The following is a 13,959-nucleotide window of genomic DNA, read 5'->3' as shown; positions in this document are numbered from 1 at the left end:
GCCGTCAGACCTGGACGCGGTCGCGGACGGCGGTGACGATGCGCTCGACCGCCTCGGCGACGGGCACGCCGTTGTCCTGACGGCCGTCGCGGTAGCGGAACGACACCGCGCCGGCCTCGGCGTCCTCGCCGCCCGCGATGAGGACGAACGGCACCTTGCGCGTGCTCGCGTTGCGGATCTTCTTGCCGAAGCGGTCGTCGGAGTAGTCGACCTCCGCGCGGATCCCCTGGGACTTGAGCTGCGCGACGACGTCGGCCACGTAGTCGTTGAACGGCTCGGCGACCGGCACGGCGACGACCTGGACGGGTGCGAGCCATGCCGGGAACGCGCCCGCGTAGTGCTCGACGAGGATGCCGAAGAACCGCTCGATGGAGCCGAACAGCGCGCGGTGGATCATGACCGGGCGCTGGCGCGTGCCGTCGGACGCCGTGTACTCGAGCTCGAAGAGCTCCGGCTCGAAGAAGTCGAGCTGGATGGTCGAGAGCTGCCAGGTGCGGCCGATCGCGTCCTTCGCCTGCACCGAGATCTTCGGCCCGTAGAACGCGGCGCCGCCCGGGTCGGCGACGAGCTCGAGGCCCGACTCCGTCGCGACCTGGCGCAGGATCTCCGTCGCCTCCTCCCACGTGGCGTCGTCCCCGACCGACTTCTCGGGGTCACGCGTCGACAGCTCGAGGTAGAAGTCCTCGAGGCCGTAGTCGCGCAGGAGGTCGAGCACGAAGGTGAGCGTCGAGGACAGCTCGTCCTTCATCTGCTCGCGCGTGCAATAGATGTGCGCGTCGTCCTGCGTGAAACCGCGCGCACGGGTGAGCCCGTGCACGACGCCCGACTTCTCGTACCGGTACACCGTCCCGAACTCGAACAGCCGCAGCGGCAGCTCGCGGTAGGACCGCCCGCGCGAGTTGAACACGAGGTTGTGCATCGGGCAGTTCATCGGCTTGAGGTAGTAGTCCTGCCCCGCGCGCTTGACGTTGCCCTCGTCGTCGAGCTCCTCGTCGAGGTGCATGGGCGGGTACATCCCGTCCGCGTACCAGTCGAGGTGGCGCGACGTCTGGAAGAGGTTCGCCTTGGTGATGTGCGGCGTGCTGACGAACGAGTAGCCCGCCTCCACGTGCCGCTTGCGGGAGTACTCCTCCATCTCCATGCGGATCGTCGCGCCGTTGGGGTGGAACACCGGCAGGCCCGAGCCGATCTCCTCCGGGAAGGAGAACAGGTCGAGCTCGTTGCCGAGGCGGCGGTGGTCGCGGCGCTCGGCCTCCGCGAGCCGGTCGAGGTACGCCTTGAGCTCGTCCTTCGTCGGCCACGCCGTGCCGTAGATGCGCTGGAGCTGGGGGTTCTTCTCGCTGCCGCGCCAGTAGGCCGCGGCAGAGCGCATGAGCTGGTACCCGTTGCCGATCAGGCGCGTGCTCGGCAGGTGCGGGCCACGGCACAGGTCCTTCCAGACCACGGTCTCGCTCTCCCGGCCCGCGCCGCGCACGTTGTCGTAGATCGTCAGCTCGCCGCCGCCGACCTCGACGCTCGCGCCCTCGGTGTCGTCGGCCGCGCCGCCCTTGAGCCCGATGAGCTCGAGCTTGTACGGCTCGTGGGCGAGCTCGGCGCGCGCCTCGTCCTCCGTCACGACCCGGCGGCGGAAGGTCTGGCCCTCCCGGACGATCCGGGACATCGCCTTGTCGAGGGCCTTGAGGTCCTCGGGGGTGAAGGGGGTCTCGACGTCGAAGTCGTAGTAGAAGCCGTCCGTGATGGGCGGGCCGATGCCCAGCTTCGCGTCGGGGTTCACCTGCTGGACCGCCTGGGCCAGCACGTGCGCCGCCGAGTGCCGCAGCACCGCGAGCCCGTCGGGCGAGTCGATGGTCACGCCCTCCACCACGTCGCCGTCGGCGACCGGGGTGTCCAGGTCCTTGAGGACGCCGTTGACGCGGATCACGACGACGTCGCGACGAGCGGCGAACAGGTCCGTGCCCGTCGTGCCCGTCGTCACCGTGGTCTCCTCCGCGTCGAGGGTGATGGTGAGGGGTGACGAGACGACGTCAGACACGTCCGTGCTCCGATCTGCTGGCGGGAGGCGCGCGGCGCGCGCCCGGTCGAGGTCCTGCGGCCGGCGGGCCCTGCCCGACAGCACGAAGGGCGCCGTCGTGGACGGCGCCCCTCGATCGTACCGACCCTCAGGTCAGTCGTTGGCCTCCTTGGCCTTCTCGGCCAGGGTGTCGACGTGCTGGTCGACCGAGTCGGGCGCGACGGACTTGATCTTCTCCGCGACGTCGTCGATCCGGTCGTCGGTGAGGAACTCCTTCGCCTTGCCGAGGAGGTCGTCGAGTCCCCCCTGGCCCTTCGGTGTCTGCTCGCTCATGTCGGCTCCCTCGAGGGTTGTCGGTGCGCGCGTCCCGCGCGAGGCGCCGGGCCGTTCCCGCGCCCGTCCGGAACGCTACCTGCGCCCACGGTGCCCCGCGACGGGAGCCGCGCCGTCGGGCGCCCGCGCCGCGCCGTGCCGCCACGTGCCGCGGCCTGTCACAATCGTCGCCATGGACGACGACGTGGCACCCGGCGAGCGGACGGCGCGGGTCTTCCGCCGACGGCTCAACGAGCTCTTCGCACGCGGGCGCGGCGGGCGGCCCGTGACCAACCGCGAGGCCGCCCAGTGGATGACGGAGCGCGGGTACTCGATCAACGAGGCCTACCTCAGCGCGCTGCGCGGTGGGCACCGGTCCTCGCCCAGCCTGCGCGTCGTCGAGGGCATCGCCGCGTTCTTCCACGTGAGCACGGGCAGCCTCGTCGACCCCGAGGAGAACCCCGACGACCGCCTCCGGGCCGCCCTCGCCGACGAGGGCGTCGAACAGTTCGCGCTGCGCGCCCAGGGCCTCTCTCCCGAGAACGTCCGGGCGATCATCGAGATCGTCGACCGCGTGCGGCGCCTGGAGCAGCTTCCACCCGTGCCGGACGACGACCGTGGATGACCTCCTGCGCTCCGCGGGCCTGGACCGCGCCCGCAGCGTCGAGGAGGCGTGCCGACTCGTCGCGGCGGTGCGCGGGCGGCCCTTGGACGTCGTCGAGGGCGACCTCGGTCCCGGTGTGACGGGGCTGTGGCTGGCCTTCCCCGAGCGCGACCTCGTCCTCGTCGACGCCCGGCAGACCCTGCCGGGCCCGCACCGCGACCACGTCGTCGCGCACGAGCTCGTCCACGTCCTCGACGCGGCCGCCACGGCGGGCGCCCCGCGCGTCGGCGCGTGCCGCGACGGGTACGAGGACCCCGACGAGCTGCGCGTCGAGCGCCTCGCGAGCGAGCTCATGATCTCGATCGCGTCCCACGGGAGCTCGGCGACCCGGCTCACGTCCCTGGAGCTGTACCGGTGAGCCACGCGCTCGGCCTCCTCGCCGTGGCGCTCTTCGCCACCACGGCGGCGTGGACCGGCCTGCGCGCACGCACGCGCGCCGACGCCACCCTCCCCGTCGGCCTGGGCTTCGTCGCGGTCGCCTCCGCGCTGCGGCTCCCGGTGGTGGCCGACGCGCTCAAGGAGCACGCGCCCGCCGGGACGCACGAGGTCGCCAAGCACGTCGCGCTCGTCACCGGCTGCCTCTTCGTCGGCGTGTGGGCGTACAGCGCCACCACCGGGCGGGCACCGCGCACCCGGCACGTGGCGCTCGCGGCCACCGCCGTCGGGGCCGCCCTGGTCGCGCTCGCCGCAGCGAGCGGGCCCTGGACGACCCACGACCTCGACGCGCAGGTCCACGACCGCCCCCTCATGTGGGGCTACTGGGCGCTCTACTACGGGACGTTCCTGACGGCGACCGCGACCTTCGCCGTCTCCTGCCTGCGCACCCGCTCGCGACGGCCGCTCCGGCTGCGCTGGGGCATGGACGTGGCCGGGGCGGGCGCCGTCGTCGCCGTCGTGTGGGCCGTCGTGAGCTTCGTGGCGATGGTGCAGCACGAGCCGGGCAGCACCGAGCCGTACCTGGTCCTCGGCCTGCGGACGCGGTACCTCGTGCTCGCGGCGACGATCCTGCTCACCACCGGGATCGTGGGCCAGCTCGGGTCCTCCGCCGCGTTCGCGCGCGAGCGCCGCCGCGACCTGGGCCACCTCCACACGTTCCTCCGCGCCGTGGTGGGCGACGGCGGCCTGCGCGGGTCGAGCGCCGCGGTGGACGAGTACCACCGGACCATCGAGATCTTCGACGGGCTCACCACGCTCGCCCTCCACTCGCGCCGCGACGACGTGGACCACGTGCGGATCGCCGTGCCCGGGAGCCCGCGCGAGGTGATCCTCGCGTACCAGCTCCAGGTCGCCGCGATCCGCAAGACCCGGGGCGACGCACCGAGCGTCGACCCCGACGACTGGTCCGGCCTCCTCGCCGACGACGACGCGCTGCGCCGGCTGGGCCGCGCGCTGCGCGACCGGACGAACCGGGAGGGGACGACCCGCGTCCTCGCGGGCGTCTGAGACGGGCCGCCGTGGCTCGACGCCAAGCTCCCCCTGCGCGCTTGGCCCCGCGCCGAGCCTCGGCCGGCGGGGCTCAACCTACAGACAGACGACCTACGGCGCAACATGCCTCTCAGTTGAAATCTCAACGTTTCCGGCACCGCGCGCGCGTTCGACGACGACGCCCGGGAGCGGATCGGTGAGGTAACCCTGGATCGTCGGCCCGACCGCCCCGACCACGGTCTCCGCGGGGGACCCCGCGAGCGGCTCGACCCGGAGCACGTACCGCGCGACGACCAGCCCCGCGAGCTGGCTCGCCATGAGCGCCCCCCGCCACGCGGCCCGGTGCGGGTCCGGCTCGCACCGCGCCACCGTCGGCCGCACGACCCTGGCCAGCACGAACTCGCGCAGCATCCGCGCCGCCCGCTCGGAGCTCGTCGCCGAGCGCAGGAGCGCGAGCGCGACCCGGCCGCGCGGCGAGTCCCAGGCGCGCAGGAGCGTGCGGACGACGTGCTCGCCCAGGCGCGTCACGTCGTCGGGCGCGCCGTCGAGCAGGAGCTCCTGCGGGTCGAAGGGCACGTCGACCGCGGCCTGGAAGAGCCTCTCCTTCGTCCCGAACCAGTGGTGGACCATCGCGGCGTCGACGCCCGCCCGGGCGGCGATGCCGCGGACGGTCGCGCGGTCGTAGCCGTGCTCCGCGAAGGCGTCCCGCGCGGCGGACAGGATGTCGGACCGCGTGTCGGACCTGCCCGGGCGCCGCCCTCGCCGCCCGGTCACGCCGCTCTCGCCCGGGTGGCGGCCGCACGGTCCACGAGGACCATGGTCTCCTCGAGCGTCGCGGGGACGACGCCGCACGTCGCGACGACGCCCGCCGCGGCGAGCGCGTCCCGGACCCTCCCCGGCGACGTCCCTGCGACGCGCGACGCGCGTCCGTCGAGCATGACGGGCAGTCCCGCGGCGTCGAGCGCCGCGAACGCCGCCTGCCAGTCCCGGGACCGCACGACGACCGCCTCGCGGCCGCCGACGACGTCGGCGACCGTGCCCGACGCCACGGACCGCCCGCGCGACAGGACGTGCAGGCGGTCGCACTGCTCGGCCTCCTGCAGGTAGTGCGTCGTCACCAGGACGCCGACGCCCGCGTCGGCCTGCTCGTGGATCGCGTCCCAGGCGCGGGCACGCGCGAGCGGGTCGACGCCGGACGTCGGCTCGTCGAGGACGAGGAGCCGCGGCGCGTGCAGGAGGGCGCAGTGGAACGCGAGCTGACGCCGACGCCCCAGCCCGATCTCCGCGACGGGCCGACGGCGGACGGCCGCGAGCGCCGGCGGGAGCTCGGGCACGTCCCGCACCCCGTACACCGCCGCGACGAACTCCACGTTCTCCTCGACGCTCAGGTCGCCGGACAGCCCGAGGCCCTGCGGGACGTAGCCGACCGACCGGCGGCCCGCACGGTCCGGCGGCGCGCCGAGGACCTCGACCCGACCGCCGTCGAGCCGGTCGAGGCCGAGGACCATCCGCAGGAGCGTCGTCTTGCCCGCCCCGTTCGCGCCGAGCAGCCCCACCACCTCGCCGGGGCGCACGACGAGGGAGACGTGGTCGACGGCCAGGACGTCCCCGAACCGTCGCTCGGCGCCCTCGACCCGCACGAGGGTCGCGTCCGCCGCGACCGCGCCGACCTCCCGCCGGGCCGCGTGCGCGGTCACCGCACCCGCCGCGCCGCTCCCGGCACGGTCCGTCCCGCCGGTGCCACGACCGAGCGTGAGGGCGACGACGGCGTCCTCCAGGTCGGGGTCCACGGCGTCCCCGGACGGCGAGGGACCGCCGTCGGGCCACCACGTGTGGAAGGTCGGCCCGCGGCGCCACGTCCGCCCGTCCCCGCCCGCGGGCGGGACGGGCGCGACCGTGATCCGGCCGGGGGCGGCGGCGCGCACGTCGTCGGGCGCCCCGGCGGCGAGGACCGTGCCCGCGTCGAGGACGACGACGTCGGCGGCCCGCTCGGCCTCGTCGAGGTAGGTCGTGGTGACCAGGACCGCCGCGCCGGAGGCCGCCGACTCCGCGACGAGCCGCCACAGCTCGACGCGGCTCACGGGGTCGACGCCGGTGCTCGGCTCGTCGAGGAGCAGGACCTCCGGCTCGTGCAGCATCGCGAGGCACACGCCGAGCTTCTGCCGCATCCCCCCGGAGAGCTGCGACCCGAGCCGGTCGCGCGCGCCGGCGAGCCCCGCGCGCTCGAGCAGCTCGTCCGCGCGACGTTCCCGGCGCCCCGCCGGCATGCGGTACGCGTCGCCGACGAGCTCGACGTTCTCCGCGACGGTGAGCGCCGGCCACACCCCGCTGGACGACGGCTGGTAGCCGACCCGCTCGCGGGGCGGGGCGTCCACGACACCGCCGGCGACCGGTACCTGACCGAGCAGCGCGCGCACGAGCGTCGTCTTGCCCGCCCCGTCGCCGCCCACGACCGAGGTGACCTGCCCGCGCGGGAGGTCGAGATCCACGCCCGCGAGTGCCTGGACCACGTGCCCGTGCCCGGCGCCGAAGGAGACGTCCAGTCCGCGCACGCCCCAGGTCACCGGGCCGCTCCGCTCGTCGCGGGGGCCTCGGCCGCGGGGGCGGCCGCACGGCGTCGGCGGTGCTCCCGCGCGGGCGAGAGCTCCCGCGAGAGCCGCAGGACGGCCAGCCCGAACACGACCACCGCCATCACCGCGAGCACGACGAGCGGCAGCCACAGCGCGGACCACGACGCCCCGCGGACCATCACGCCCTGCGAGACCTCGGTGAACCACGTCAGGGGCAGGAGGTACCCGATCCAGCGCACCCCCGCCGCCATGGCGTCGAGCGGGAAGATCATGCCCGAGAGCAGCACCTGCGGGAGCATCGTCATGAGCGCGACCTGCACCGCCTGCCCGGTCGTCTGCGACACGGTCGAGATGAGCGCGCCGATGCCGAGCACCACGAAGAGGAAGAGCGCGGCGCCCACCACGAACGGGGCCACCGGTCCCGCGAACGGCACGTCGAAGATCCACATGCCGAGCAGCGTCACGGCGACCATGTCCAGGCAGGCGAGCAGGAAGTAGGGCGTGATCTTGCCGAGGATCACCGCGGCCGGGCCGAGCGGCATCACCGCGAGCTGCTCGAACGTCCCCGCCTCGCGCTCCTTGACGAGCCCGATCGACGTGATGATCGTCCCGATGAACGTGAGGATGAGGCCGATCAGCGCCGGCACCATCACCCACGAGGTGTCGAGGTCGGGGTTGAAGAGGATCTCCGAGTCGACGGCGTCCCCGAGGGACGCGACGAGCACCTTCGCCGACTGCGCGGCGAACAGGTTGGACCCGTCGATGTAGACCGTCGGCCGGTCCTCCCCCGGCGCCGGCGCGACGACCGCGACGTCGCTGCGGTCGTCGCGCAGCGCCGCGCGGGCGTCGGCGTCCGTGCCCGCGGGGTCGACGCTCACGACGTCGAGCGCGTCCGCGGCGGCAGGGTTCGCCTCGATCGCGTCGACCGCCTGCTCGGCTCCCGGCCCCACGGCCGTGACGGTCAGCGTCTCGACCGTGAAGTTCGCCGCGAACCCGAAGACGACGAGCAGGAGCAGCGGCATCCCGACGAGCATCGCGACGGTGCGCCGGTCCCGGCGCAGCTCGCGGAACTCCTTGACGACCATCGCGCGCACGATGCCTCCCCGGTTCTGGCCGCGCCACAACATCGCGGACGAATTCATCACCTGTTGAAAGAGACGCTAGGCCGCGCCGGCCGAGGGGTCAAGGGTGTGCGGAGCGAGGGGCGGGTCACGGTTCAGCCAAGGAACACCTGCGCACAGACGAGAACGCCGGCGCCCTCGGTGGCGTCCTCGACGCACGCGACGCCGACGGAGGTCAGCGTCGGGTCCAGGAGGTTCGCCCGGTGTCCGTGGGACCCCATCCACGCGTCGACGACCGCGGCCGGCTCTGCGGAGGCGCGGCTCAGATTCTCCGCCGCCGTGCCGCCCGGGGGACGGCACGCCGCCACGACGTCGTCGAGCGGCGCGTGCTCGAGCGGGAAGCCGACCAGCGCCGAGGCACGCGACAGCGCGGCCCCGGTCGCGCAGTCGCTCGACTCCAACCGAGGCACCCCCTCCTCGTCACGGACCGCCTGCGTCTCCGCCAGCAGCCGGGCGGCGTACTCCTCCGGTCCGAGCCGCTGCGTCGCCGACGGGTCGACCGGCCCGTGCGTGACGGCGCCACCGTCTCCGTCGCCCGGCGCGCACGCCACGAGGAGGAGGCTCCCGAGCGTCGCCGACAGCGCCACGAGCCCGCGCCTCCAGGAGCCGGGCCCGGAGCCGACCTGCGCCGCCGCGACGCCGTTCACCGCCGGCCGAGCGCGCGGTACGTCCACCCCGCCTCGCGCCACGCTCCCGCGTCGAGCGCGTGGCGACCGTCGACGACGCGCGGGGCCGCCACGAGGCCGTGCAGCTTGCCCGGGTCCAGCTCCCGGTACTCCTGCCACTCCGTGAGGACGAGCACGGCGTCCACGCCGTCGACCGCCTCCTCGACGGTCTCGGCGAAGCCCAGCGAGGGGGCCTTGGCGCGCGCGTTGGCCAGCGCACGGGGGTCGGTCACCACCACGCGCGCGCTCCGGTGGTGCAACCGCTCCGCCACGTCGAGCGCCGGCGAGTCGCGGACGTCGTCGCTGTCGGGCTTGAACGCCGCACCCAGGACCGCGACGCGCGCGCCGGCCAGCGGGCGTCCGTCGAGCACGCCGACCGTGAGGTCGACCATGCGCTCGCGCCGGCGCAGGTTGATCGAGTCGACCTCGCGCAGGAAGCTCACGGCGGGGTCGGCGTGCAGCTCCTCGGCCCGCGCCATGAACGCACGGATGTCCTTCGGCAGGCAGCCGCCGCCGAACCCGAGCCCGGCGTTGAGGAAGCGCCGCCCGATCCGCTCGTCGAGGCCGATCGCGTCGGCGAGGAGCGTCACGTCTCCCCCGGCGACCTCGCACAGCTCCGCCATCGCGTTGATGAAGGAGATCTTCGTGGCGAGGAAGGAGTTCGCCGCGACCTTGACGAGCTCGGCCGTCGCCCGGTCGACCACGAGCCGCGGCGTGCCGTCGCCGAGGGCCACGGCGTAGACGGCGTCGAGCGCCTCCACGGCACGCGCGCCCGCCGCGTCGTCGGGCACGCCGTAGACGAGCCGGTCGGGTCGCAGCGTGTCCTGGACGGCGAAGCCCTCGCGCAGGAACTCGGGGTTCCAGACGAGCGTCGCGGTGGGACGGACGGCGGCGAGCTCGTCCGCGAGCCGCGCAGCGGTCCCCACGGGGACGGTCGACTTGCCCACCACGACCGCGTCCGCGGCGAGGTGCGGCACGAGCGCCCGGAAGGCCGCGTCGACGGACGACAGGTCGGCGGCGTACGAGTCGGCGCGCTGGGGCGTCCCGACGCACACGAAGTGGACCTCGGCGTCGGCCGCCGCGGCGGGGTCGGTCGTGAAGGTGAGCCGTCCGGAGGCCCTCGCCTCCGCGAGGAGCCCGTCGAGCCCCGGCTCGTAGAACGGCGCCCGCCCGTCACGCAGCGAGCCCACCTTCCGAGCGTCGACGTCCACCCCGACCACGTCGTGCCCCAGCGTCGCCATGCACGCCGCATGCACCGCTCCCAGGTAGCCGCAGCCGATCACCGAGATCCTCATGCCGTTCCCCCCTGCTCGTCGCCGCCGGTCACCCGGCGGCACGTCCGCGGCGCCGCGTGCGACCGGCGACCCGGGCAGCGCCGCCGTCCTCACTGCCGCTCGCTCGGCAGCACCACCTCGTCGAAGGTTCCCGCGCGGACAGGACGGCCGACCGAGACCGCCGTCTCGTCCGCGGCATCCCCATCCCCTCGTGCGGTGTCCGGTGCCGCACCGCCCGCCGCATCGTCGGACGGGCCGGCCCCGCTCGGCCCGCCGTCGCCGACCCGCGCCCACCCGCCCGGGCCGGTCGGCGAGGTGGTGCCCTGCGGCGCCGGCCGACGTGCGTGCCGCCGCGCCCCGCCGGCCCGACCCCGGGTCCCGCGCCGCGTCGTGCCCGGGGACGGGCTGGGCTCGTCCGCGGTGTACTCCCGGTAGGCGTACTCGTACGCGCCCGCTCCGGGACCCCTCACGGGCACACGGTTCACGACGATCCCCAGCGGGGCGACGCCCACGGTGCCCAGTGCCGACAGGGCCGTCTCCAGCTGGTTCCGGTGGACGGTGCCGGCACCGACCACGACGATCGCGCCGCCGACCCCCTTGGCGAGGACCGCCGCGTCGGTCACCGGAAGGAGCGGCGGCGAGTCGATCACGATCACGTCGTACTCGGCGCGAAGCCGGTCCAGGAGCTGCGCCATCGGCGCCGCACCGAGCAGCTCGCTCGGGTTCGGCGGGATCTGCCCGGAGGCGATGACGTCGAGGTTCCCGTTTCCCCAGGGCTGCACGGCGTCCTCGACGCTCACCTTCCCGATGAGGATCGTCGTGAGGCCGACCGAGCCCTCGACCCCGAGGTAGCGGGCGATCGACGGCCGCCGGAGGTCGGCGTCGACGAGGACGACACGCTGGCCCGCGTCCGCGAGCGTGATCGCGAGGTTGATGCTGGTGGTGGTCTTGCCCTCGCCGGGGAGCGCCGACGTCATGAGGTACGTGCGCGCGGCAGGGCCGAGCTCGAGGAACTGCAGGTTGGTGCGCAGCCGACGGAAGGCCTCCGCCCGGACGGCCTGGGGCGACTCCTGGACGATGAGCGGGTGCTCCGGCGCGTCCTCGTCGTACCCGACGACGCCCAGCACCGGGGCGGTCGTGACGTCCTCGACGTCCGACGTGGACCGGACGCGCGTGTCCAGGAGCTCCCGCACGACGGCCACCGCGACACCGAGCGCGAGACCGACGACCAGCCCCAGCGCCAGGTTCAGCCGGACGTTCGGCGACGCGGCGGAGGCCGGGACCGACGCCGCGCGGACCGTGCTGATCTGCACCGGCGAGTCCCCGCCCCCCGCGGGGGTCTCGAGCTCCCCGACGACCGCCGCGAGCGACCGCGCCGTCGCGTTCGCGATCTCGGCCGCGAGCTGCGGCGACTCGTCGGTCGCGGTGACGTTGATGAGCGCGGTGTCGAGCGGCGAGTCGGCCCGGACCCGCTGCGCGAGCGACGCGGCGCCGTCCGCGAGCCCCAGCTCCTCGATCACGGGGTCCAGGACGCGCGGGCTCGTCACGAGCTCGATGTACGACTTGACCTGGCGCACGGTGAAGTTCGACCCCTGCAGCAGGTCCGTCGTCGAGTCGGAGCCCTGCACGGACACGTACACCTGCGACCGCGCGGAGTACGTCGGCGTCGTGAGGAGCGAGTACGCGCCCGCGAGCGCCAGCCCGAGCGCCCCCGCGACCACGACCGTGACCCATCTCTTGCGCAGCAGGACGAGGTAGTCCCTGAGCTCCATCGTCGTCCCCCTCACCGGGCCGCTCCCCCTGAGCGTCGACCCGCGACCGCCTCAATCTCGCACAGGGCACCGTGCGTCGCGAGCCTGGACGCTTCCGCCCCACCGGGGGTCACCCGCGGACCCGCCCGGCCTGCTCGCGGTACCACGCCACCGTGCGCTCGATCCCCTCGCGCAGACCGGTCCTCGCCTCCCAGCCGCTCGCGCGCAGCCTGGACACGTCGAGCAGCTTCTGGGGCGTGCCGTCCGGCCTCGACGTGTCCCAGCGTGTCGCGCCGTCGTAACCGACGACGTCGGCGACCGTCTCGGCGAGCTCGCGGACCGTGACGTCCTGCCCGGTACCCACGTTGACCTGGACGGGGCCGTCGTAGTGCTCGAGGAGGTGCAGGCACGCGTCGGCCATGTCGTCGCTGTGCAGGAGCTCGCGCCGTGGCGACCCGGTCCCCCAGTTCGTCACCTCCCGGGCGCCGGACCGCACGGCCTCGTCGTAGCGCCGGACCAGCGCGGGCAGCACGTGCGACCCGGTCGGCGAGAAGTTGTCGCCGGGCCCGTAGAGGTTCGTCGGCATGGCCGAGATCCACGGCAGCCCGTACTGGCGGCGGACCGCCTGGACGTGCAGGATCCCGGTGATCTTCGCGATGGCGTAGGCGTCGTTGGTCGGCTCGAGGGGCCCGGTCAGCAACGCGTCCTCGACGATGGGCTGCGGCGCGAGCCGCGGGTAGATGCACGACGAGCCCAGGAACAGCAGGCGCTCGACCTCGGACGTCCGGGCCGCGTCGAGGACGTTGACCTGGATGCGCACGTTCTCGCTGAGGAAGTCGACGGGGTACGCGGCGTTCGCCATGATCCCGCCGACCTTCGCCGCGGCGAGGACGACGTAGCGCGGGCGGTGCGCACGGAAGAAGTCGTGCACCGCGTCACGGTCGGTGAGGTCGAGCTCGGCGGAGGTCCGGCCGACGAGCCGGGAGAACCCCGCCCGTTCCAGACGGCGCCAGATCGCCGAGCCCACCAGGCCGCGGTGGCCGGCGACGTAGAAGACGGCGTCCCGGTCGAGCGGCGCCGGCCGGTGGCGGACGAGGTCGCGCTCGTCGGGCGACGTCACGCCGCGTCCCACGTCGCGAGCGCGACCCGGTCGATCCACGGCGACCCGGCGTGGCCCAGTGCCTCGACGTCCGCGTCGACCATGATGCGCGCGAGCTCGCGCCCGTCGACCGTCGGCTTCCACCCGAGGTCGGCGTGCGCCCGGCTGGGGTCGCCGATGAGCGCGTCGACCTCCGTCGGGCGCAGGTAGCGCTCGTCGAACCGCACGTGTCGCTCCCAGTCGAGCCCTGCGTGGGCGAACGCCTCCTGGAGGAAGTCGCGCACCGACAGCCCGATCCCCGTGGCGAGCACGTAGTCGTCCGGCTGCTCGGCCTGCAGCATGCGCCACATGCCCTCGACGTACTCGGCCGCGTACCCCCAGTCGCGGACCGCGTCGAGGTTGCCCAGGTACAGGTGCTCCTGACGACCGGCCCGGATGGCGGCCACGGCGCGCGTGATCTTGCGGGTCACGAACGTCTCGCCGCGGCGCGGGCTCTCGTGGTTGAAGAGGATCCCGTTGACCGCGAACATGTCGTAGGCCTCGCGGTAGTTCTTCGTGATCCAGTACGCGTAGAGCTTGGCCGCCGCGTAGGGCGAGCGCGGGTGGAACGGCGTCGTCTCGCTCTGCGGCGGTGGCGTGGCCCCGTAGAGCTCGGACGACGACGCCTGGTAGTAGCGCGTCTCGACGCCCGCAAGGCGCACCGCCTCGAGCAGGCGGATCGCTCCCGTCCCCGTCGTGTCCGCGGTGTGCTCGGGCTCGTCGAACGAGACGCGCACGTGGGACTGCGCCGCGAGGTTGTAGACCTCGTCCGGACGGATCTGGGCGATGAGCGTCACCAGGCGCGCGCCGTCGGACAGGTCCGCGTAGTGCAGGAAGAGCCGCGCGTCCTCCTCGTGCGGGTCCTGGTAGAGATGGTCGATCCGTGCCGTGTTGAACGTCGAGGCGCGGCGGATGAGCCCGTGCACCTCGTACCCCTTGCGGAGCAGGAGCTCCGCGAGGTATGAGCCGTCCTGCCCGGTGATCCCCGAGATCAGTGCCTTCTTCATGCTTCCCCCTGAGTCGTGCAG

At 74.1% G+C, this 13,959-nt stretch carries 13 protein-coding genes; 3 read left to right on the top strand and 10 right to left on the bottom strand.

Going from position 1 to position 13,959, the window contains the following annotated elements:
* Window positions 1–4: 4 nt before the first annotated feature.
* Both thrS and JOE63_RS11565 read right to left on the bottom strand, forming a co-directional pair.
* Window positions 5–2,032, bottom strand: a complete 2,028-nt coding sequence (thrS, locus tag JOE63_RS11570; protein WP_204541477.1) for a threonine--tRNA ligase — start codon at window positions 2,030–2,032, stop codon at window positions 5–7.
* Window positions 2,033–2,164: 132 nt separating this feature from the next.
* The gene (locus JOE63_RS11565) at window positions 2,165–2,344 is read right to left on the bottom strand and encodes a hypothetical protein (protein ID WP_087471974.1); all 180 of its coding nucleotides are present in this window, start codon (window positions 2,342–2,344) and stop codon (window positions 2,165–2,167) included.
* 172 nt (window positions 2,345–2,516) lie between these two features.
* Here JOE63_RS11565 and JOE63_RS11560 point away from each other — a divergent pair, with 172 nt between their 5' ends.
* Genes JOE63_RS11560 through JOE63_RS11550 form a run of 3 tightly spaced genes read left to right on the top strand, consistent with a single transcriptional unit; the run spans window position 2,517 to window position 4,430 of the window.
* Window positions 2,517–2,948: a hypothetical protein gene (locus tag JOE63_RS11560; protein ID WP_087471973.1), complete on the top strand. Its 432-nt coding sequence runs from the start codon at window positions 2,517–2,519 to the stop codon at window positions 2,946–2,948.
* Complete coding sequence (locus tag JOE63_RS11555) at window positions 2,941–3,345, top strand: hypothetical protein (RefSeq protein ID WP_087471972.1); 405 nt, start codon at window positions 2,941–2,943, stop codon at window positions 3,343–3,345. Before JOE63_RS11560 ends, JOE63_RS11555 begins: the two co-directional genes overlap by 8 nt.
* Window positions 3,342–4,430, top strand: coding sequence for a hypothetical protein (locus tag JOE63_RS11550; protein WP_204541475.1), 1,089 nt, complete (start codon window positions 3,342–3,344; stop codon window positions 4,428–4,430). Before JOE63_RS11555 ends, JOE63_RS11550 begins: the two co-directional genes overlap by 4 nt.
* A gap of 93 nt (window positions 4,431–4,523) precedes the next feature.
* Here JOE63_RS11550 and JOE63_RS11545 read toward each other — a convergent pair whose 3' ends face one another.
* The 8 genes from JOE63_RS11545 to gmd all read right to left on the bottom strand — a co-directional run bounded on the left by JOE63_RS11545 (window position 4,524) and on the right by gmd (window position 13,938).
* On the bottom strand, window positions 4,524–5,186 hold the full coding sequence (locus JOE63_RS11545; RefSeq protein ID WP_204541473.1) for a TetR/AcrR family transcriptional regulator: 663 nt from the start codon (window positions 5,184–5,186) through the stop codon (window positions 4,524–4,526).
* A complete protein-coding gene (locus tag JOE63_RS21435; protein WP_307840048.1) occupies window positions 5,183–6,976 on the bottom strand; it encodes an ATP-binding cassette domain-containing protein in 1,794 nt (597 codons plus the stop codon). The genes JOE63_RS11545 and JOE63_RS21435 overlap by 4 nt, the downstream gene beginning before the upstream one ends.
* On the bottom strand, window positions 6,973–8,124 hold the full coding sequence (locus JOE63_RS11530) for an ABC transporter permease (RefSeq protein ID WP_239576694.1): 1,152 nt from the start codon (window positions 8,122–8,124) through the stop codon (window positions 6,973–6,975). The genes JOE63_RS21435 and JOE63_RS11530 overlap by 4 nt, the downstream gene beginning before the upstream one ends.
* Window positions 8,125–8,198: 74 nt before the next feature.
* Complete coding sequence (locus JOE63_RS11525; RefSeq protein ID WP_157759628.1) at window positions 8,199–8,690, bottom strand: CAP domain-containing protein; 492 nt, start codon at window positions 8,688–8,690, stop codon at window positions 8,199–8,201.
* 56 nt (window positions 8,691–8,746) lie between these two features.
* Window positions 8,747–10,063, bottom strand: coding sequence for a UDP-glucose dehydrogenase family protein (locus tag JOE63_RS11520; RefSeq protein WP_204541471.1), 1,317 nt, complete (start codon window positions 10,061–10,063; stop codon window positions 8,747–8,749).
* Window positions 10,064–10,152: 89 nt separating this feature from the next.
* Window positions 10,153–11,814: a polysaccharide biosynthesis tyrosine autokinase gene (locus JOE63_RS11515; protein ID WP_204541470.1), complete on the bottom strand. Its 1,662-nt coding sequence runs from the start codon at window positions 11,812–11,814 to the stop codon at window positions 10,153–10,155.
* Between the two features lie 109 nt (window positions 11,815–11,923).
* Entirely contained in the window at window positions 11,924–12,913 is a 990-nt protein-coding gene (locus JOE63_RS11510; RefSeq protein WP_167551063.1) for a GDP-L-fucose synthase family protein, read from the bottom strand.
* A complete protein-coding gene (gene gmd / locus JOE63_RS11505; protein ID WP_087471964.1) occupies window positions 12,910–13,938 on the bottom strand; it encodes a GDP-mannose 4,6-dehydratase in 1,029 nt (342 codons plus the stop codon). The genes JOE63_RS11510 and gmd overlap by 4 nt, the downstream gene beginning before the upstream one ends.
* Between the last annotated feature and the right edge of the window lie 21 nt (window positions 13,939–13,959).

The sequence above is a fragment of the Cellulosimicrobium cellulans genome (assembly GCF_016907755.1).
Classification (GTDB): Bacteria; Actinomycetota; Actinomycetes; order Actinomycetales; family Cellulomonadaceae; genus Cellulosimicrobium; species Cellulosimicrobium cellulans_D.
This window is presented reverse-complemented; position numbering and strand designations above follow the sequence as displayed.

Bases quoted from the DNA above. Each gene is read 5' to 3' on its own strand.
- JOE63_RS11565 (WP_087471974.1), bottom strand. From the start codon at position 2,344: ATGAGCGAGCAGACACCGAAGGGCCAGGGGGGACTCGACGACCTCCTC.
- JOE63_RS11560 (WP_087471973.1), top strand. From the start codon at position 2,517: ATGGACGACGACGTGGCACCCGGCGAGCGGACGGCGCGGGTCTTCCGC.
- JOE63_RS11530 (WP_239576694.1), bottom strand. From the start codon at position 8,124: ATGAATTCGTCCGCGATGTTGTGGCGCGGCCAGAACCGGGGAGGCATC.
- JOE63_RS11520 (WP_204541471.1), bottom strand. From the start codon at position 10,063: ATGAGGATCTCGGTGATCGGCTGCGGCTACCTGGGAGCGGTGCATGCG.
- JOE63_RS11515 (WP_204541470.1), bottom strand. From the start codon at position 11,814: ATGGAGCTCAGGGACTACCTCGTCCTGCTGCGCAAGAGATGGGTCACG.
- gmd (WP_087471964.1), bottom strand. From the start codon at position 13,938: ATGAAGAAGGCACTGATCTCGGGGATCACCGGGCAGGACGGCTCATAC.